This window comes from Tepidiforma sp., assembly GCF_034432735.1.
Taxonomy (GTDB): domain Bacteria; phylum Chloroflexota; class Dehalococcoidia; order Tepidiformales; family Tepidiformaceae; genus Tepidiforma.
The window spans coordinates 19,836-38,092 of sequence record NZ_DAOUBJ010000071.1 but is presented as its reverse complement, the minus strand read 5'-3'; the positions used below and the strand labels follow the sequence as shown (position 1 = coordinate 38,092).

The 18,257-nt window shown below is 66.4% G+C and carries 23 protein-coding genes and 1 tRNA gene; 15 read left to right on the top strand and 9 right to left on the bottom strand.

All coding sequences use genetic code 11. The annotated features are described in order from the left end of the window. The first annotated feature begins 14 nt into the window (after window positions 1-14). Window positions 15-947, top strand: a complete 933-nt coding sequence (locus VAE53_RS07110; protein ID WP_322818670.1) for a pyridoxamine 5'-phosphate oxidase family protein — start codon at window positions 15-17, stop codon at window positions 945-947. Window positions 948-1,243: 296 nt separating this feature from the next. Here the strand turns inward: VAE53_RS07110 and VAE53_RS07105 are convergent, their stop codons facing one another. Together VAE53_RS07105 and VAE53_RS07100 are read right to left on the bottom strand one after the other, a co-directional pair. Further along, the gene (locus tag VAE53_RS07105) at window positions 1,244-1,492 is read right to left on the bottom strand and encodes a hypothetical protein (RefSeq protein WP_322818669.1); all 249 of its coding nucleotides are present in this window, start codon (window positions 1,490-1,492) and stop codon (window positions 1,244-1,246) included. A gap of 478 nt (window positions 1,493-1,970) precedes the next feature. Further along, a tRNA-Phe gene (locus VAE53_RS07100) sits at window positions 1,971-2,046 on the bottom strand. Window positions 2,047-2,123: 77 nt separating this feature from the next. On the opposite strand from VAE53_RS07100, the gene VAE53_RS07095 reads away from it, so the two are divergent. Further along, window positions 2,124-3,260: an epoxide hydrolase gene (locus VAE53_RS07095; protein WP_322818668.1), complete on the top strand. Its 1,137-nt coding sequence runs from the start codon at window positions 2,124-2,126 to the stop codon at window positions 3,258-3,260. 7 nt (window positions 3,261-3,267) lie between these two features. Here VAE53_RS07095 and VAE53_RS07090 read toward each other — a convergent pair whose 3' ends face one another. From VAE53_RS07090 to VAE53_RS07080, 3 genes are read right to left on the bottom strand one after another with little or no spacing between them, the layout of a single operon-like run. After that, window positions 3,268-3,621 (bottom strand): nuclear transport factor 2 family protein, encoded by a 354-nt coding sequence (locus VAE53_RS07090; RefSeq protein ID WP_322818667.1) that lies wholly within the window; start codon window positions 3,619-3,621, stop codon window positions 3,268-3,270. 54 nt (window positions 3,622-3,675) lie between these two features. Further along, a complete protein-coding gene (locus VAE53_RS07085) occupies window positions 3,676-4,230 on the bottom strand; it encodes a hypothetical protein (protein ID WP_322818666.1) in 555 nt (184 codons plus the stop codon). A gap of 45 nt (window positions 4,231-4,275) precedes the next feature. Further along, window positions 4,276-5,031 (bottom strand): response regulator transcription factor, encoded by a 756-nt coding sequence (locus VAE53_RS07080; RefSeq protein ID WP_322818665.1) that lies wholly within the window; start codon window positions 5,029-5,031, stop codon window positions 4,276-4,278. A 214-nt stretch (window positions 5,032-5,245) separates the two neighbouring features. On the opposite strand from VAE53_RS07080, the gene VAE53_RS07075 reads away from it, so the two are divergent. The 13 genes from VAE53_RS07075 to tilS all read left to right on the top strand — a co-directional run bounded on the left by VAE53_RS07075 (window position 5,246) and on the right by tilS (window position 13,998). Further along, entirely contained in the window at window positions 5,246-5,392 is a 147-nt protein-coding gene (locus tag VAE53_RS07075; protein WP_322818664.1) for a hypothetical protein, read from the top strand. A 107-nt stretch (window positions 5,393-5,499) separates the two neighbouring features. After that, entirely contained in the window at window positions 5,500-7,155 is a 1,656-nt protein-coding gene (locus tag VAE53_RS07070; protein WP_322818663.1) for a methylmalonyl-CoA mutase family protein, read from the top strand. Beyond that, the gene (locus VAE53_RS07065; protein WP_322818662.1) at window positions 7,155-7,688 is read left to right on the top strand and encodes a maleylpyruvate isomerase N-terminal domain-containing protein; all 534 of its coding nucleotides are present in this window, start codon (window positions 7,155-7,157) and stop codon (window positions 7,686-7,688) included. The genes VAE53_RS07070 and VAE53_RS07065 overlap by 1 nt, the downstream gene beginning before the upstream one ends. A gap of 18 nt (window positions 7,689-7,706) precedes the next feature. Further along, window positions 7,707-8,123 carry a methylmalonyl-CoA epimerase gene (gene mce, locus VAE53_RS07060; protein ID WP_322818661.1) on the top strand — a complete coding sequence of 139 codons (417 nt, stop codon included), beginning with the start codon at window positions 7,707-7,709 and terminating at the stop codon, window positions 8,121-8,123. 1 nt (window position 8,124) lies between these two features. After that, entirely contained in the window at window positions 8,125-8,550 is a 426-nt protein-coding gene (locus VAE53_RS07055) for a VOC family protein (protein WP_322818660.1), read from the top strand. Continuing rightward, complete coding sequence (locus VAE53_RS07050) at window positions 8,547-8,942, top strand: VOC family protein (RefSeq protein ID WP_322818659.1); 396 nt, start codon at window positions 8,547-8,549, stop codon at window positions 8,940-8,942. Before VAE53_RS07055 ends, VAE53_RS07050 begins: the two co-directional genes overlap by 4 nt. Window positions 8,943-8,989: 47 nt before the next feature. Beyond that, on the top strand, window positions 8,990-9,400 hold the full coding sequence (locus VAE53_RS07045) for a cobalamin B12-binding domain-containing protein (protein WP_297676836.1): 411 nt from the start codon (window positions 8,990-8,992) through the stop codon (window positions 9,398-9,400). Between the two features lie 2 nt (window positions 9,401-9,402). Beyond that, entirely contained in the window at window positions 9,403-10,344 is a 942-nt protein-coding gene (gene meaB, locus VAE53_RS07040) for a methylmalonyl Co-A mutase-associated GTPase MeaB (RefSeq protein ID WP_322818658.1), read from the top strand. A 26-nt stretch (window positions 10,345-10,370) separates the two neighbouring features. Next, window positions 10,371-11,063 (top strand): TIGR03936 family radical SAM-associated protein, encoded by a 693-nt coding sequence (locus VAE53_RS07035; RefSeq protein WP_322818657.1) that lies wholly within the window; start codon window positions 10,371-10,373, stop codon window positions 11,061-11,063. Beyond that, window positions 11,036-11,563 (top strand): GNAT family N-acetyltransferase, encoded by a 528-nt coding sequence (locus VAE53_RS07030; RefSeq protein ID WP_322818656.1) that lies wholly within the window; start codon window positions 11,036-11,038, stop codon window positions 11,561-11,563. Before VAE53_RS07035 ends, VAE53_RS07030 begins: the two co-directional genes overlap by 28 nt. Continuing rightward, the gene (locus tag VAE53_RS07025) at window positions 11,560-12,207 is read left to right on the top strand and encodes a histidine phosphatase family protein (protein WP_322818655.1); all 648 of its coding nucleotides are present in this window, start codon (window positions 11,560-11,562) and stop codon (window positions 12,205-12,207) included. Before VAE53_RS07030 ends, VAE53_RS07025 begins: the two co-directional genes overlap by 4 nt. Before the next feature lie 2 nt (window positions 12,208-12,209). Next, window positions 12,210-12,551 (top strand): septum formation initiator family protein, encoded by a 342-nt coding sequence (locus VAE53_RS07020; RefSeq protein WP_322818654.1) that lies wholly within the window; start codon window positions 12,210-12,212, stop codon window positions 12,549-12,551. Window position 12,552: 1 nt separating this feature from the next. Beyond that, window positions 12,553-13,998 (top strand): tRNA lysidine(34) synthetase TilS, encoded by a 1,446-nt coding sequence (gene tilS, locus VAE53_RS07015; RefSeq protein WP_322818653.1) that lies wholly within the window; start codon window positions 12,553-12,555, stop codon window positions 13,996-13,998. Here tilS and VAE53_RS07010 read toward each other — a convergent pair. From VAE53_RS07010 to VAE53_RS06995, 4 genes are all read right to left on the bottom strand, one after another. Next, entirely contained in the window at window positions 13,973-14,923 is a 951-nt protein-coding gene (locus tag VAE53_RS07010; RefSeq protein ID WP_322818652.1) for an LLM class flavin-dependent oxidoreductase, read from the bottom strand. The genes tilS and VAE53_RS07010 overlap by 26 nt on opposite strands. A gap of 16 nt (window positions 14,924-14,939) precedes the next feature. After that, on the bottom strand, window positions 14,940-15,707 hold the full coding sequence (locus VAE53_RS07005; RefSeq protein ID WP_322818651.1) for an inositol monophosphatase family protein: 768 nt from the start codon (window positions 15,705-15,707) through the stop codon (window positions 14,940-14,942). A 34-nt stretch (window positions 15,708-15,741) separates the two neighbouring features. Next, window positions 15,742-16,647, bottom strand: a complete 906-nt coding sequence (locus tag VAE53_RS07000) for an LLM class flavin-dependent oxidoreductase (RefSeq protein ID WP_322818650.1) — start codon at window positions 16,645-16,647, stop codon at window positions 15,742-15,744. Window positions 16,648-16,718: 71 nt separating this feature from the next. Further along, complete coding sequence (locus VAE53_RS06995; protein WP_322818649.1) at window positions 16,719-18,188, bottom strand: D-aminoacylase; 1,470 nt, start codon at window positions 18,186-18,188, stop codon at window positions 16,719-16,721. Window positions 18,189-18,257: the final 69 nt, after the last annotated feature.

Genomic DNA, 18,257 nt, shown 5'->3' with positions numbered 1-18,257 from the left:
GAGGAGCAGCTTCCATGCCACCCCTCAGATATCACGCGGGCCAGCGGTCCATCCAGGAGGAGGCGAAGACGACGCATGTCGCCGAGAAGCTAGCCCACTGGGTGGGCCCGGTCGCCGAGTTCGCCCACGATGCTGATCTCATTCTCCTGGCGACCCTTGTCGAGGCGGAGACGCTACGCTTCTCAGTGCTCTCGGGCGCGCCCCCGCTTGTGGAAGTCGTCGATGGCCCGGATGTGAGACTTCGGTTCCCTGCCGCCATATCGGATCGTCTTCCGCTGGGCCGATGTGGGGGGCTGGCCATCAGCATGGCCCGGGCGCGAAGGGCACGGCTCAACGGCGTCATGGCCAGGCAGGGCAGTACCAACGAGTTGACGGCGTCAGAAACGTTCACCCTCTGCCGCAAGTACATCGCTCCATCCCTATCTCTGGGAGAACCGCCCCAGCTGGGACCTGAGTCACGCCACCGGATAGCCCTCGATGACCCGTGGCTGACCGATCTGCTGGCGCGGGCAGAAACCTCATTCCTAGCCAGCATCAGTCCCGATGGCGGGCCGGATGTCGCCCATCGCGGAGGGCCAGCAGGGTTCCTCACGCTGAACCCAGCTACCGGTGTGCTCTCGTGGCCGGAGTATGTGGGAGACGGGATCTTCAAGAGCGCGGGGAACGTGCGCGCGACAGGCAAGTTCACGCTCCTGGTACCGGATCTGGAGTCGGGAGATGGCGTGGAGCTGGTGGGTGCCGGCAAGTACACCAACACCAGGCCGGAGCGGAAGCTCAGACTGGACCCCCTCGTGCAGCATAGGGAGCCGTTCCCTATGCAAGGGTTCATTGAAGGGCATGTGTCGGACGTGTTTCGACTCCAGCGCGTCCTCCGTCCGCGGCGCCGTATCGAAAAGGCGCTCCGGATTACGTCTTGCTCCGCGGTCGGTGAGCAGGCGCCTCAGTAGGAGCTTCACTGGCAAGCCCGGTATGCTCCAGTAGCTGCCTCTCGCATCGCTGGGGAAGCCGTGCTTGGCCGTTGGGCATCGGGCACGGTGCCCTACGCTTACGCTCCCGCCTGAATCACCGCCCGCCAGCGGGCACGGCGCTTGCGACGGTCAGCCGTGGCGAGGACGCTAAACGTCAGAAATGTTCGGGTCTTCCCCCGGTGCCGGGAGCCATTCGTTCCAATCTTCGAACCGCTGGGGGTTCGACAACCCGCACCAGACCTCCACAGTTCGTCGATCCAGGACCAGCACCTTCTTCACCATTTGGCTGACGATGTGCTTCGTTGGGGGGCCGGGTCGTCGGATAGCACCCTCTCGAAGTTCTTCACCAGCGCCGCGAACGTCTCCCGGTCGAGGGCCCGCAGCTCCTGTCGCTCGGGCCGGGCCTCGAGGTCCCGCTTCCCGGCTTCCAGCTCCTCCAGGCGGGTGCGAATGTCGCGTTTCTTCTCGTTGCAGAGCTCGGCCTGGAACGTCCCCGCCTCGAAGGCCTCGAAGTAGCGGTCCATCGCCGCTTGTGTTTTGCGGCCTGCGCCTCGATCTTCCCGATCTGCTTCTCCAGGGCCGGCTTCTCACTTCCGAGCCGCTTGTTCGCCTCCACCCAGGTGCGGGACATGAACGGCTCCTCCCGGAACATGGCTTCGATGCCCTCGGTGACCGCCGCTTCTTGACAGGGTGGATGGTCACCATGGATGAGGCTGGTGTTGAGGTCGGCGGGACCAAGCGGCAGTTGGATTTGGAGAAGACCAGTAAGGACGCTGAACGGGAATTCTTTTGCGGATGCTGCGCACGAGGCTGCAGCATGCACACGCCGCGCTCTTGGGTGCAGAATCGCTTACCGTCGCCGCGGCAATCGCGTCGTCCGCGCGGGTATGGACTGATTCCGGCCCGGGAGAGATCAGGCGCCGCTCCCCGTTCGCCCAAGCGAGGCCTCGTCCACCAACGCGACAGGCCCGGCACACTGCCGGGCCCGCGTCCACGACTCACTGGTGCTGAGGCTCGGGATCGAACCGAGGACACCGGCATTTTCAGTGCCGTGCTCTACCAACTGAGCTACCTCAGCGCTGGCTCCTCATGCTAGGTTCACTCTCGCAGACTGGTCAAGGCATCCCGCCTCACCGGGCAGTATCATTCCCCGCCATGAGCATCCGCCCCTTCACCATCCACGTCTCCGACGAAGTCCTTCATGACCTTCGTGATCGCCTCCGACGCACCCGCTGGCCCGAGCAGTTCGAAGACGCAGGGTGGGACTACGGCGCCAACCTCACCTACATCCGCCAGCTCTGCGACTACTGGGCCGAAAGCTACGACTGGCGCCTCCACGAAGGCCACCTGAACCGTCATCCCGGCTTCCTCGCCGAAATCGACGGCGTCGATATCCACTTCTGGCACATTCGCAGCGGCAAACCCGCCGCCCTCCCCCTCCTCCTCATCCACGGCTGGCCCGGCTCCATCTTCGAGTTCTACTTCATCATCGACCGCCTCGTGAACCCCGCAGCCCACGGCCACACCGACGCCGACGCGTTCGACCTCGTCATCCCCTCCCTTCCCGGATTCGGCTTCGGCGGCAAACCCCGCCAGCGCGGCTGGGGCATCTCGCGCATCGCCGCAGCCTTCCACACCCTCATGACCCGCGAGCTCGGCTACCACCAGTACGGCGTCCAAGGCGGGGACTGGTGCGGTATCGTCTCCGCCAAAATGGCCTCCGCCTACCCCCAACACGTCGTCGGCGCCCACCTCAACTTCCTCTTTGTCCAGCCACCCGCCAATCCCACCGACGACGACCGCCGGCGCATCGCCGATCGCGAAGCCTTCCAGGCCAACGAAACCGGCTACTCCCTCGTACAGGGCACCAAGCCCGATTCCCTCACCCTCGCCCAGTCGGATTCCCCCGCCGGACTCGCCGCCTGGATCATCGAAAAGTTCCACACCTGGGCCGACATCGGCGAGCACATCGAAAAAACATTCCCCAAAGACGTCCTCATCACCAACCTCATGTTCTACTGGGCCCCCAACAGCATCGCCAGCGCAGCGCGCATCTACTACGAAGCCCGCCGCGACCCGGCCGGCTTCGTCTACCCGCGCGTCGAAGTCCCGACCGGCGTCGCCGTCTTCCCCCGCGAGCCATGGCGAGTCCCGCGTCACTGGGCCGAACAGCGGTTCAACATCGTCCACTGGACCGAAATGCCGCGCGGTGGCCACTTCGCAGCCCTCGAACAACCTGCCCTCCTCGCCGCCGACGTCATCACCTTCTTCCGGCAGCTCAGGCAGGGCTGAATCGCCGCTACGGCAACGCGTGCGTGTACACCTCGTTGAACACGATCCGGTCGCCGTCGAGCACCACCAGGTCGAAACCCCGCATCCGCTTCTTCGAGCCGTCCGGCAAGGAGATCGTACAATACCAGCGACCGCAGTAGCCCCCCGGAAGCGGCCACACCTCGTCCGGTTCGTACGCCATCGGCGGCGTCGCCGCGAATAGCCCCTCCAGATACCCCCTCAGCGCCGCCAAACCCTTCAGTCCCATCGGCACCTGCGAATCCCGGTACTCCACATCCGGGGCGTAGAACTCCAGCAACCGCGGCACGTCCTTCTCCGTCCACGCCCGAAGCCACTCCGCATTGAACCGTTCGATATCCATCCGGGCCTCCGTCCGGCCGCAGCCGGGACGCGGCAGAGTCTACCCGAGCGCCAGCTACACCGTCCGCTCCAGCTCCACGATCAACGTCGCCCGCTCGTTATCGATGGCGTTGATCGAGACACGGGCCACGCCAGGCAGCGTCGAAAGTCGCTCCTGAAAGTCCAACAGCTCCCCGAACCCGCTCCCCCGCACGTCCACCTGTACCCGCCGGCTCCGCGGCTCCACCCGCTCCCCACCACCGCTCGGAGCCGCCTCCTCCCCGGCCCCACGGGCGTGGTGTTGGCCCTTCAGCCCCCCGGCCAGCCCCTCCAGCCCGGCCACCACCTGCGCGATGCTCGCCGCTGCCGCCAGGTACTCCTTCCTCAGCTCCAGCAGTGGCGCCGCGATGGCCTCGGCCAGCGTGCCAGCAACCCCCGACGCCGGTTCGCTCCCGCGCGATGCCGCGTGCAGCCGCTCCTCCAACTCGCCCAACCTATCCAGCAGCCGCTCGTAGTCCTGTCGCAGCAGGTCGTACCGCCGACGAAGCTGGCGCACCGTCGCATCGCCCGAAGCCGCTTCCTGCAGGCGCTCGAGGATCACATCCTCAGCGTCGTCGTCGTGCTCTCCCACGTCAACCTTCCAGGGAGGCCAGCGCCCGGGAGCCGTGGGCGCGCCTCAGGCCTCCCGCGCCGCCGGCATCACCCGCTGCCGACCGCCCTCGAGCCGGTAGCCGAACCCTCGCACCGTAACGAGGTACTGCGGCTGCTCTTCATCTGGCTCGAGCTTCCGCCGAATTCGGCGGACGTAGACCTTGAACACGTCCTGTGCTTCCCGAGGAAGATAGCGGTACTCGTCCGATACGGCGTTCAAGATTTCGTGGGGCCTCAGCACCCGCCCACAGTTGCGGGCCATGAACTCCACAATCCGGAACTCCGCAGCGGTCAGCGGGACCACCATCCCCCCGCGCTGCACCTCGCATCGATCACAATCGACCACCAGGTCCCCGACCTGAAGGACCCCGCAGTCACCAACTGCCGCTGCAGCATACGCGCCGGCCCGCCGCAACACCGCGTGCACCTGCGCCACAATCACCCGTGCATCGGCCCCCAGCTCCATACAGGCATCCGCCCCCGCCGCGAAAGCCTCTGCCACCAGCTCCGGCCTCGCTTCCGAAAACACCGCCACCACCGGGCGTCCGCTCGTCCCCAGCCGCGCCACGTCCACCAGCCCCGCCACCCCATCGCCGTCGAACGCCCGCACCACGATATCGAACTCCCCCGACTCCGCCATCCGAAGCGCCGACTCACCCGGCTCCCGCTCGAGCACCGCCAGCCCGCCGGCATGCAGCGCACGCACGAATGCGCGCGTCTCCAGCGAATCGCTTGCCACCAACAGACAGCTCAGGAATCGGCGCGCCGTGGATTCCGCCATCGTTTCCCTAATCTCATCCAAACCTTCACCGGCACCCAGCCGGATGGTGGCGCAGATTATATGGCCATTTGTCAAGAGGTAAAGCCCCTAACATTGCCCCTCGCATACCCCAAGTCCCCCTCCATGCGTCCCGCATGGTCCTGCCAACCACCACCGCCGCAAATCGGGCCAATCCCGCATTGCCCAACCCCCATGGCCAGCCGAACATCCACATATGGGACACGCACTGCGCATCCACACCTACGACGACGAACTCCACGAACGGCGGCGCCGCCTCGCCATCGTCCGTCCGATCGTGGATTTCGAAGAGGAGCGCCTCCAGCGCCTGCGCGAAAAGGCACGCGACACCCGCGACCCCTGAGGCCCGCCCCGCTGCCGTTTGCCGCCCCGCGCCGGCCGCTCCTATACTTCGGAGACTGCACCGCCGTTCGCCAGAACGCGCCCAAGCGTCCCCGGAGTCGCACGAGCATGCCAATCACCACCAAGCGCGAGTGGCTGCAGGGCCCCTACGCCAAAACCGTCCAACGCACACCCGAGCGCCAGCCCTCCTTCGAAACCACCGGGCGCATGCCCATCGAGCCCATCTACACCTGGGAAGACCTCGATGGCTGGGACCCCGTCCACCAACTCGGATTCCCCGGCGAATTCCCCTTCACGCGCGGCATCCAACCCACGATGTACCGCGGCCGATTCTGGACCATGCGCCAGTACGCCGGCTTCGGCACCGCCGAAGAATCCAACCAGCGCTACCGCTACCTCCTCTCCCAGGGGCAAACCGGCCTCTCCGTCGCCTTCGACCTCCCAACCCAAATCGGCTACGACTCCGATGACCCGATGGCCGCCGGCGAGGTCGGAAAAGTCGGCGTCGCCATCGACTCCATCGAGGACATGTTGACCCTCTTCGACGGCATCCCGCTCGATCAGGTCACCACCTCGATGACCATCAACGCCACCGCCGCCATCCTCCTCGCCCTCTACGTCGCCGTCGGCAAACACCAGGGCGTCCCACCCGAAAAACTCGGCGGCACCGTTCAGAACGACATCCTCAAGGAATACATCGCCCGCGGCACCTACATCTATCCCCCCAAGCCGTCCATGCGGCTCATCACCGACATCTTCGCCTACTGCAAAGATCACGTCCCCCAGTGGAACACCATCTCCATCTCCGGCTACCACATGCGCGAAGCCGGTTGCACCGCTGCCCAGGAAATCGCCTTCACCCTCGCCAACGGCATCGCCTACGTCGAAGCCGCCATCGGCGCCGGCCTCGATGTCGACGAATTCGCAGGGCGCCTCAGCTTCTTCTTCGCCTGTCACAACAACTTCCTCGAAGAAGTCGCCAAATTCCGCGCCGCCCGCCGCCTCTGGGCCCACATCATGCGCGACCGCTTCCAAGCCAAAAACCCGCGCTCGCAAATGCTCCGCTTCCACACCCAGACCGGCGGCGCCACCCTCACCGCCCAGCAGCCCGAAAACAACATCGTCCGCACCACCGTCCAGGCGCTCGCCGCCGTCCTCGGAGGCACCCAATCGCTCCACACCAACTCGATGGACGAAGCCCTCGCCCTCCCCACGGAAAAGGCCGTCCAGATCGCCCTCCGCACCCAACAGATCCTCGCCTACGAAAGCGGCGTCGCCGATGTCATCGACCCCCTCGGCGGCTCCTACTTCGTCGAAGACCTCACCAACCGCCTCGAAGCCGAAGCACGCGACTACATCGCCACCATCGATAACATGGGCGGCGCCCTCGCTGCCATCGAAAAAGGCTTCCAACAAAAAGAGATCCAGGAAGCCGCCTACCGCTACCAAATGCAGGTCGAAAACAAAGAGCGCATCATCGTCGGCGTCAACGAATTCGTCGTCGCCGAAGAAGAGCACCCCGAAATCCTCCGCGTCGACCCCGCCATCGGCCAGCGCCAGGTCGAAAAGCTTCGCCGCCTCCGCGCCAACCGCGACAACGCCGCCGTCGAACACCTCCTCACCCGCATCGAACACGCCGCCCAAGGCACCGAAAACCTCCTCCCCCTCATGATCGAAGCCGTCGAACACCGCGTCACCCTTGGCGAAATCAGCCACCGCCTCCGCAAAGTCTGGGGCGAACAGCGCGAGCCGGTGTTCATCTAATGAGCGACGACGATATCCGCACCCGCGCCGACGAACGGCGACGCCTCCTCGCCGAGCTCGAACTCGAGCGCAACCAGCTCATCCGCAACATCGAAACCTGCCGAATCCGCGATATCGAACGCCCCTTCATCGGCGAATGGTCCGTCAAAGACATCGTCGGCCACGTCGCCAGCTGGGAGGCCGAAGTCGTCACCGCCATCCGCGAACTCCGCGAAGGCCGCCGCCCCGAGCTCTACGACTTCAATCGTTCCCGCCTCGACGAATGGAATCGCGAACACGTCGAGCGCAAGCGCAGCCTCGACTTCTTCTCCGTCCTCGACCAGCTCAAAGACGGTCGCCACCGCCTCCTCGAAGAGCTCGCCAACGTCCCCGACGAAGAGCTCGTCGACGAAGGCTCCAGGTATCGCAAACTCCTGACGGCCGTCATCGACCACGACCGCGAACATTGGCACGCCATCGCCGCGCGCCTCGCCGGCATGGAAGGCGCTCGTCGTACCGGCGCCCAGTCCATCATCGAAGAAGCCACATCCTGAGAGGTACCGCCCGCCACCATGCTCACCAAAATCCATCACGTCGGCATCGTCGTCCATTCCGCCGATAAAGCACTCGAGTTTTACCGCGACGCCCTCGGCCTCCCCGTAACCGCCGACAAAGTCATCGAAGACCAAGGTGTCCGTGGCGTCCTCCTCCAGATCGGCAACTCCGAAATCGAACTCCTCGAGCCCACCCGTGACGACACCGGCGTCGCCCGCTTCCTCGCCAACCGCGGCGAAGGTATGCACCACATCTGCTTCGAATCCGACGACGTCGCCAAAGAACTCGAAGCCGCCCGCGAAAAAGGCATCGAGCTCATCGATCAGGCTCCCCGCCTCGGCCTCGCGGGCATGATCTGCTTCCTCCACCCAAAATCCAACCACGGCGTCCTCGTCGAATTCGCCACCCCCATCCAAGGCCAGCACACCCACTGATATGACCGGCATCGGCGCCACCCACATCGACCACATCGTCATCACCTCCAACAACTCCGGGGTGGTCGCCGAAACATTCCGCCGAAACCTCGGGCTCGAAATCAAGCGAACCATGACGAGGCCCGGCACCGGCGCCCAGCTCGCCTTCGCGAAACTCCAGGAGATCGTCCTCGAATTCGCCGGGCCCCCCGAGCCCGATCCCATCGCCGAAGTCACAGCTCGCCTCTGGGGCATCGTCCTCGCCGTGCAGAACATTCAGGCCGCCGTCCATCACCTCCGCTCGCTCGGCTACGACGTCGGCGAACCGCGGCCCGCCGTCCAGCCCGGCGCCCTCATCGCCACCATCAAGTCCGGCACCTCCGGCGTGCCCTTTGCCATCATCCAATACAACGCCATCTCCACCACCGGCCCAGGAGCCCAGCCATGAAAGCCCTGCGCATCGACCACGTCGGCATCGTCGTCAAGAACATCCAAGAAGCCACCGCTACCTACGCCCGACACTTCGGCCTTCAGGTCGACCCCACACGGGGCGGCAAACTCCCCGCCCTCGGCATCGAGAACGCCTTCATGCCCATCGGCGACAGCGCACTCGAATTCATCCAGCCCCTCACCGACCAGGGCCCAGTCGCCCAGTTCGCCCGCGAGCGCGGCGAAGGCCAGTACCTCCTCTCCATCGAAGTCGACGATCTCGTCGCCGCCGTCGAGCACCTCCGCAGCCTCGGCTACCGCGTCAGCGACCCCACGAACGGCGTCGCCTTCGTCTCCCCCAAATCCTCCCACGGCGTCAATCTCCAACTCATCCAGCGGAGCGGCGGCTAGATCGCTACCATAACGACTACCGGAACCACCACCTCCAGAGGGGAGCCATGTCGACAGCAACCGCAACCGGCAAAATCCGCGTGCTCATCGCCAAGCCAGGGCTCGATGGCCACGACCGCGGCGCCAAAGTGGTCGCACGCGCCCTCCGCGACGGCGGCTGCGAGGTCATCTACACCGGTATCCGTCAGACGCCAGAAATGATCGCCGAGGCCGCCCTCCAAGAAGACGTCGATGTCGTCGGGCTCTCCATCCTCTCGGGCGCCCACCTCGAACTCTTCCCCCGCGTCGTCGAAGAGCTCAAAAAACGCGGCCTCGATGACGTCCTCCTCTTCTGCGGAGGAATCATCCCCGAAGAAGACACCGAAGCACTCCAAAAACTCGGCTTCAAAGCCATCTTCCGCCCCGGGACGAACACACAGGACATCGTCAAGTTCGTCTACGACAACGTGAAGAAATAACCGTGGACGAGCTGGTCCAGCGATTCCTCGCGGGCGACCGCCGCGCGCTCGCCCGCATCATCACCCGCGTCGAAAACGGCACCCTCGAAGGGCGCGATTACGTCCGCGCCCTCTATCCCCACTCCGGGCGCGCCCACATCGTCGGCATCACTGGCGGCGCTGGCTCCGGCAAGAGCACCCTCACCGGCGCCCTCGCTACCGAGCTCCGCCGGCGCGAAAAAACCGTCGCCATCATCGCCGTCGATCCCTCCAGCCCCTTCACCCATGGCGCCCTCCTCGGCGATCGCATCCGCATGCAGGACGTCACCATGGACCCCGGCGTCTACATGCGCTCCATGGCCGGCCGCGGCGCCCTCGGCGGCCTCGCACCCGCCATCGCCGACGTCGTCGCCGTCGTCGACGCGTTCGGCTTCGACTACGTCATCATCGAAACCATCGGTGCCGGCCAAGACGAAGTCGAAATTGCCGGCACCGCCATGACCACCGTCCTCGTCAACAACCCAGGCACCGGCGACGACATCCAGGCCCTCAAAGCCGGCATCATCGAAATCGCCGACATCCTCGTCGTCAACAAGGCCGACCACCCCGGTGCCGATATCCTCGTCAGCCAGCTCCAAGCCCTCCTCGCCCTCTCCCCCGCCGACCAGCGCCGGCCGCCTATCCTCAAAACAACCGCCACACGAAACGAAGGCCTCGCCGCCCTCGCCGACGCCATCGACGAACACCGCGCCTACCTCGAATCCTCCGGATTGCTCGCCTCCCACCGCTCCGAAGACGCCCGCCACCAACTCCTCGCCATCACCCAACAGCTCCTCCTCGAAGAGATCCGCAAGGCTGCGCCCGAAGCCGTCATCGAAACCCTCACCAGCCGTATCGCCAGCCGCCAGCTCGACCCTCACACCGCCGCCGAAGAGCTCGCCGCCCTCGTCCTCCCACGGAGTTGACACCGCCCCGTGCTACCATCCAACCCGTGAGCAGTCAGCAACGCATTCGCACCTGGTTCCGCAAAGGCGAACGCGTCAAATACATCTCCCATCTCGACGTGCTCCGTTACTGGGAACGCGCCATCCGCCGCGCCGGCCTCCCGCTCGCCTACTCGCAAGGATTCACCCCCCACCCCAAGCTCTTCTTCGCCTCCCCCCTTCCCCTCGGCTTCACCGCCGAACGCGAAGTCATGGATGTCATCCTCGACGGCCGCATCGACCCCGCCGAGTTCCAAGCCCGGCTCGCGCAACAAGCCACCGACGACCTTTCCCTCGTTGGCGCCCGCGAGGTCCCGCTCGGAGCCCCACAGCCCCAAGCCGCCATGCTCTGGTCCGATTACCGCGTCATCGTGCCCGGCCTCGACCCCGCCGACGCCCGTCAACGCGCCGAATCCTTTCTCGCCAGCGATACCCTCACCTGGCGCGAAGAACGCGGAGAACGAGAGCGAACCTACGACCTCCGAGCCGCAACCGCCTGGCTCACCACCCGCCCCATCGACGGCGGAACCGAACTGGCCATGCGCCTCCAAAGCGACCAGCACATAACTGCACGTCCGGAGGCTATACTGGCGGCGCTCTTCCCCGGCTTCGAGCCGCAGAGCTTCGTGCGGACGGGCATCGTCCTCGACGACCGTTCGCCAGCGAGGGAGCTATGGCGTCGCTACGGCCAGTACCTCTGACCGCCTTCGGTGTCCGCCGCGCCGTCCCAGCCGACGCCGACCAGCTCTTCCCCCTCTGGCAGCGCGCGCGTGAACATAACGCAAAGATCGACCGGCGAATCACCCTCGCTCCCATCGACCCTGAACAGTTCGCCGTGGCCCTCCACACACACCTCCAGCGGAAATCTACCATCGTCCTCGTCGCCGAAACCGCCCGAGCCGAGCTCGCCGGGTTCATCAGCGGCGCTATCGAATCGGCCGGGCCCGACAGACTGCCCGAACGCCATGCCACCATCGGCTATCTTTGGGTCGAACCGCCCTTCCGCCGCCGCGGCATAGCCCGAACCCTCGTCGCCGAAGTCGCCCGCTGGGCAGCCACGATCGACGGCGTACGCCACTTCGAAATGCCAGTCCTCGCCGCCGACCAGGACGCCGCCCGCTTCTGGGCCGCCCTCGGCTTTCGCCCATTCATCGCCCGGCTCTGGGCACCCCTCCAGCCGAGCGACGAGGACGCCCCATGAGCCTCATCTACCTCGTCCGCCACGGAGAAACCAACCATAACGCCGAGGCTCGCGGGCTCGGCCGCGCCGATGTCCCCCTCTCTCCCCTCGGAATTCAGCAGGCAGCCGCCCTCGCCCGTCGCTTCGAACGCGTCCCGCTCGACGAGATTGCCACCTCGCCGCTTCAGCGTGCCCTCGCCGTCGCACGCGCCATCGCCGCCCCCCACGGCCTCCCAGTCGAAATCCTGCCCGAGCTCACCGAACTCGACGTGGGCATCACCGAAGGGCTCACCTACCCCGAAATTCGCCAACGCTTCCCCGAATTCTTCGCCGCTTGGTCCGGCGACGACCCGACCAGCGTCTGCATGCCCGGCGGCGAATCGCTCGCCGACCTGGCGGCCCGCCTCGAGCCCCTCGCAGCCGACCTCATCCACGGCCCAGAACGCGTCCTCGTCATCGTCTCCCACAACTTCACCCTCCGCGTCCTCGTGTGCCTCCTCCTCGGCATCCCCATCGTCAACTTCCGCAACTTCCGCCTCGACCTTGCCTCCATCACCACCATCTCCATTCAGCACCGCCGCGCAGCCATCCAGGCGCTCAACGACACGAGCCACCTCGAATCCACCTTGAACCTTGCCGGCCCCGCGCGTAGCGTCTCCACCTGACAATGGCACCGCCCCTCGTCAGCCGCTCCCGCCTCGTCATCATCGCCAGCCTCGCCATCGGCGGCTACTTCCTCTATACCGCCGCGCTCGGCCTTTACCGCTCCCAGCAGCTCGCCGATACCCGCGCCGCCGAAGAACGTCAACTCGCCCAACTCCAAGAACAGAAAGCCTACCTCGAAGCCGTCCGCGCCTACGTCGCCTCCGACGCCTACGTCGAACAAGAAGCCCGCCGCCGCTACGGCTACATCCGAGAAGGGGAAATTCCTTTTGTCGTCATCAGCCCCCCAGCCGACGAGCAGGAACAACCAGCCGGCCCCTGGTGGCAACGGCTCTTCCCCCGCTGACGTGACGCACCCTGCCGCCGGCTGGGCGCCATACCCTGGCGCCAAAACCGTCGAATCGGGACCGCACCGCTCACCGGCGGCCGTCCGTGCCGCCCTCCAGCGAATCGCCCGCTTCGCCGAATCCGAGCACCTCTTCCGACGCCGTCGCCGCCTCCTCGTCGCAGTCTCCGGCGGCCCCGATTCCCTCGCGTGCCTCCACCTCCTCCTCGCGCTGCGCCAACAGTTCGGGTACGAGCTGCTCGTCGCCCACTTCGACCACCAGCTTCGCCCCGAATCCGCAGCCGACCGCGAATTCGTCCGTCAGCACGCCGCCGCACTCGGCCTCGAAGCCATCACCGGAGAAGGCCCCGTCCGCGAGGTCGCGGCGCGCCAACACCGGGGCATCGAAGAAACCGCACGAACCATGCGCTACCAGTTCCTCGCCTTCGCCGCCGAGAAAGAACGCTGCGATGCAGTCGTAACCGGCCATACTGCCGACGACCAGGCCGAAACCGTCTTGCTCCACCTCCTCCGCGGGTCCGGCGTGCGCGGGCTCCGCGGCATGCTTCCCACCAGCCCACTCCCCGGCAGCCCTGGACAAGTCGTGCTCCGCCCCCTTCTGTCCCTTCGACGCCAGGATACCCTCGCCGTGTGCACCGCACTCCAGCTGCACCCACGGTCCGACGCCTCCAACCGCGACCCTTCGTTCCTGCGCAACCGCCTCCGGGCAGAGCTCCTCCCTCGCCTCAAAACCATCAACCCATCCATCGAGGAGGCCCTCGTCGGCCTCGCCACCAGCGCACGCGAAGCCTTCGCCCTCATCGAACACCGCTCCTACGAAGCCCGCCCCGAAGAGCGCGGATCCCTCGGTTCCATCTTCCCCGTCGCCGTACTCGCCGATCTGCCCGGCGAAGCACTCGCGCTCGTCGTCGAACGCGAGGCAGCCCTCCTCCAGCGCGAACCCGCCATCAACCGCACCCGCCTCCAAAACCTCCGTGCCATCCTCACCCGAGGGACCGGCAGCGTCGCCTTCGGCCACCTCGTCGTCGATGTCTCGGCCGCCAAGGTCCGCATCGGACCACCCCTCGAGCCGCCCGACCCAATCCCACCTGTGCTCCTCGAAGTCCCTGGGAGCCGGCGAGCCGGCACCTGGCGGGTCGACGTCGCAGCAACGCCCCTCGAACCAGCGCCGCATGCCCCCGTCGCCGCACTCGGCCGCGCGAACCTCCGCGGCGCGCTCCGCGCCCGGTCCCTCCAACCCGGTGACCGACTCCGCTGGCGCGGTTACCTGCGCAAAATCTCCGATATCTTCGTGAACGAAAAGATTCCCGCCTGGCAACGACCCCGTACCGTGGTCATCGCCGATGCCGAAGGCCCCGTCGCACTCTTCGTCGCCGACCGAACCTTCGTTCGCGACATGCCCGACGAGCCCGAACTCTGGATCAGGCTCGTGCCCCTTCCCCGCTGACGCTCGCGGTCGCTAGCCGCGGCACAACCTCCTCCAGCATCCGCCGCGTCTGCACCTCCAAGTCGGCATCGCCCTCCGCGATAGGGCGGACCACGAATTTCGAGGCCCCAGCCGCGATGAACTCCCGAAAACGCCCAGCGATCAGCTCGGCATCGCCGACCGCCACCAGGCGCGAAGGATCCCCGATGCCTGGGAGCCGGCTCAGCGCCGCGAGCTGGCGCTGCACCGGCGGATCCTCCAGGCGCCCGAACCGGTAGGCAAAACCCGCCCCGTAGTGGTCCTCGTCGATCGTCCGACCCAACTCCGCGGCCGCGGCCTTGATAGCGCGAATCACCGGACCGACCTGCTCGGGCGTCTGCAACCCCGCCAACCAACCCGTCCCGACCCGTGCCGTCCGTCGGATGGCCGCCTCGGAACTCCCCCCGACCCACAACGGAAGTGGTTGCTGAACCGGCCGCGGCGAAATCGAAGCATCCCGGTACCGAAAGAAACGACCTTCGAATGTCACCCGCTCCTCGCTCCACAGCCGAACCATCAGTTCCAGCGCCTCGTCCGCCAGCGCTCCCCGCCCTTGCGGGTCGCGGCCCGTTGCCCGCCATTCCGGGGCCCGCTCATCGCCAACCCCGAAGGCGGGCAGCAAGCGTCCCCCGCTCAAAAAGTCCAGCGTCGCGCACTCCTTGGCCAGCACCAGCGGATCGCGCAGCGAGACGACCACTGCGTTCATCCCTGCCTTCAACCGCGTCGTCCGTCCGAGCGCAAACCCGATCGCCGCCATCGGCTCCAGGGTCGGCGAAAGCGACACCAGCCGCTCGCTGAACCACACCGAGTCCGCCCCCAGCTCCTCCAGCAGGTCGATCCAGGCTCCGAACGCCCGCGCAGACGAAAACGGAAACCCCGTCACTCCGAACCCTACACCAATACCCATCCGGAACCTCCCTAGGCTATGCCCGAGCGAATGGTGCGAAAAAGCGCACGAGCCGTTCGTGCAGCCCCGGCTCTGCCGCCAGAAGCCCGCGGACGAACGGCCGCGGCTGGTTGAATCGCAGCGGGTCCCCCAGCACCCCCGTCACCCGGAGCCCAGCGGCCAGGCAGAGAGCCGCCCCCGCCGCTACGTCCCACTCGGCCCGTCCGAACCCCGTCAGCGTCGCATTGCCATCCCCGCGCGAAAGCAGCGCGAGCCGATACGCCACGCTCCCGACGGGCCGGACGATTGTCCCCTCCGGCAGCGGCGGCAGATCGTCCCACGCATGTTCCCCCCGACCCACCAGCGCCTCGAATGCCAGCCCCGTCGGCTCCGTCGGCGGCCGCTCCTCCGCACCCCAGCAGCGGTCGGCGAACAGCTCCCCCGTCGCCGGATTGTGCACAACCCCGAGGACCGGCGAGCCATCGGCCACCAGCGCGATCGACACCGCATACTCCGGAATGCCCAGTAGATACTCCCTCGTGCCATCGATCGGGTCGACCACCCACACCCTCGCCGCCCCCAGGCGCTCGGGCGAATCCCGGTGCTCCTCGCTCAGCCAGCCATCGCTCGGGAAAGCGCTTCGCAGCCGCCGTTCCAGCAGAGCCGCAGCCTCGAGGTCCGCTTCGGAGACCAGCTCGCGGCCCGCCTTCCGTCCATACCTCACACCTTCCCGCCGAAAGCGCTCGACCACTTCCCCAGCCGCCAGAGCGGCCTCGCGGGCGATCTCCAGCTCGCGTTCGAACACACAACACATTCTAGGCGCCGCGCCCTCCGGGCGGTCAGGCAAAGGCAGCGAACAGCTCCTCGAACGCCTTCACCTGTCCGCCCTTCGTCGAGGATGGCACCACGATCGGTGTCTTCACGCCGGCCGCGTACCACCGCTCCAGACCATCCAACACCTGTTGCCGCGTTCCGAACAGCGTGCAGTCCGAAAGCCAGCGCTCGTTCATCAGCCCGGGCAAAGCCTCCCGATCGCCACGTGCCAGCGCCGCCTCGATCGCCTCCATCTCCTCCACGTACCCCGCCTCCTTCCAGTAATTGCGGTAATTCGGCAGCATCACGTAGCCCGTGAGCACCCGCTTCATCACGTTCGCCGCGGCTGTCGGGTCCTCGTCGTCGATGCACATCGGGATCATGTCCCCGATGAAGAAGTCCCCTTCCCGCTTCTCCGCCGGAATGTGCGAAAGCGACTCCGGCATATGTGAACGGGCAGCGTTCGCCCAAACGGCTCCCTCCGCGATCTCCACGGCCAGGTCCACCATCCGTCTCCGCAAGGTCGCCAGCACGATCGGCGGCAGCGGCCCTACCTGTTGCGAGGCCGAGCGCATCGCCTCCACGTACTGCCGCATATCGCTCAATGGCTTGCCCGGCTTTGCCCCGATCCGGGCATTCGAAGGAGCGTGGCTCACGCCGATTCCGAGGTAGAACCGACCGTCGCTGATCTCGTGGATGTACGCCGCCGACTGCGCCAGATCGAACGGCACCCGGTAGTAAATCGGAATGATCGATGTCCCGAACTTGATCCGATTCGTCGCATGGGCGATCGAAAGGCACAGCCCCATCCCATCCCCGAAGCTCGCGCAGTAGATGCCGGAAAACCCGGCGTCTTCCAACCTCTTCGCCGTCTCGACCGTCCACTTTCTCCGGCCCACCGCAGCGGCGAGCGCAACCGCCGGCTTTTGCATCGCGCAGTCCTCCTCGCTGGATTCTCGTGCCCGCGACTATACGGCCCCGGGGCCTTACCCGCCCTGTACCCTCACGCCTCTTGCCCATACCGCAACATCCGCCCAGCCCCCACGCCCGTGTGCAGCCCGTCCTCGAAAGCGACTTTCCCGTTCACCACCACCATCCGGATACCCTGCGGTTCCTGCTTCGGCCGCTCGTACGTTGCCGTATCCGCGATGGTCGCAGGGTCGAACAGCACCAAGTCCGCGAAATACCCCTCCCGCACCAACCCCCGTCCCGCGATGCCGAAGCGCTCGCATGGTGCCGAGGTCATCTTCCGCACCGCCTCCTCCAACGACAACACGCCCCGTTCGCGCACGTACCTCGCCAACACCCGCGGCATCGTCCCGAAAAGCCGCGGGTGCGGATTCCCCTTCAGCACCGGAATCCCGTCCGACCCAACGAACATGCGCGGATGCCGAAGATTCGTCTCGATGTCCGCCTCGGAGATGATGAACTGAATGCAAATGACCTCCTTGCCGCGTTCACCCTCGACGATGCGGCGTACCGCCTCCTCCACACTCCAACCCTCCGACCGCGCAATCTCCGGCACCATGCGGCCCTCGAAGTCCCTCCGGTCCGGGCAGGACGCGATCATCACACCCTCCGCCCATTCCCGATCGATCGCGTCGAGGTTCACGTACTGCCACATCGGACCGCTACCGGCCGTGTACGGGTACACATCCAGCGTCACGCTCGTTCCCGCCTCGTTGGCGGCATCCACCTTCGCCAGCGACTCGCCGACGCGGCCCCAATTCCGCCGTCCCGCCGCCTTGTGGTGCGAAATGTGAAGCCCCACCCCCGCCTGGCGAGCGACCGTAATCGCCTCGTCCACCGCCTCGAGCAGCCGGTCCGCCTCGTTCCGCATATGCGTCACGTAGAGGCCCCCGTAGGGCGCCACCGCACGCGCGAGCCCCACGACCTCCTCCGTCTCGGCATACCGCCCAGGCGCATAGATCAGCCCCGTCGAAAGCCCAGCTGCACCCTGCTCCATCGCCCGCGCCACGTGCCCCCGCATCTCGGCCAACTCCTCCGCCCTCGGCGCCCGATGCTCCAGCCCCATCACATGAGCCCGTACCCGATTGTGCCCGACGAGCATCAGGTTGTTGATAGCCGGCCCCTTTGTCATGCAGGCCGCGAAATAGCTCGCGAGGTCCGTCCACTCCGCTCCGGGCCCCGAAATATCGCCCGGCATGTACTCCCGGCCGGGCTCGTTCGGCACCGTGCTGAAACCGCAGTTGCCGCTGACGTCCGTCGTCACCCCTTGCGCCAACTTGAACCGCAAGTCCGGGTGCCGCAAAAACGCGCCGTCGTCGTGCGAATGGGGATCCACGAAACCCGGACAAAGCACCAACCCCCGCGCATCCACCTCCCGCCGTCCAGCCCCGGCCTCTCCAACTGCAACGAGCCGGTCACCCGCCACCGCCACGTCCGCAACGAACCCAGGCGCCCCGGATCCATCGACGACCGTTGCTTCGCGAAACACCAAATCGGCTACCACGCGCCGCATTCTGCCCTGCCCGCCCAGCCATGTCGACAGCAACGCCAGCGCGAATCCTGTACCGTGGAA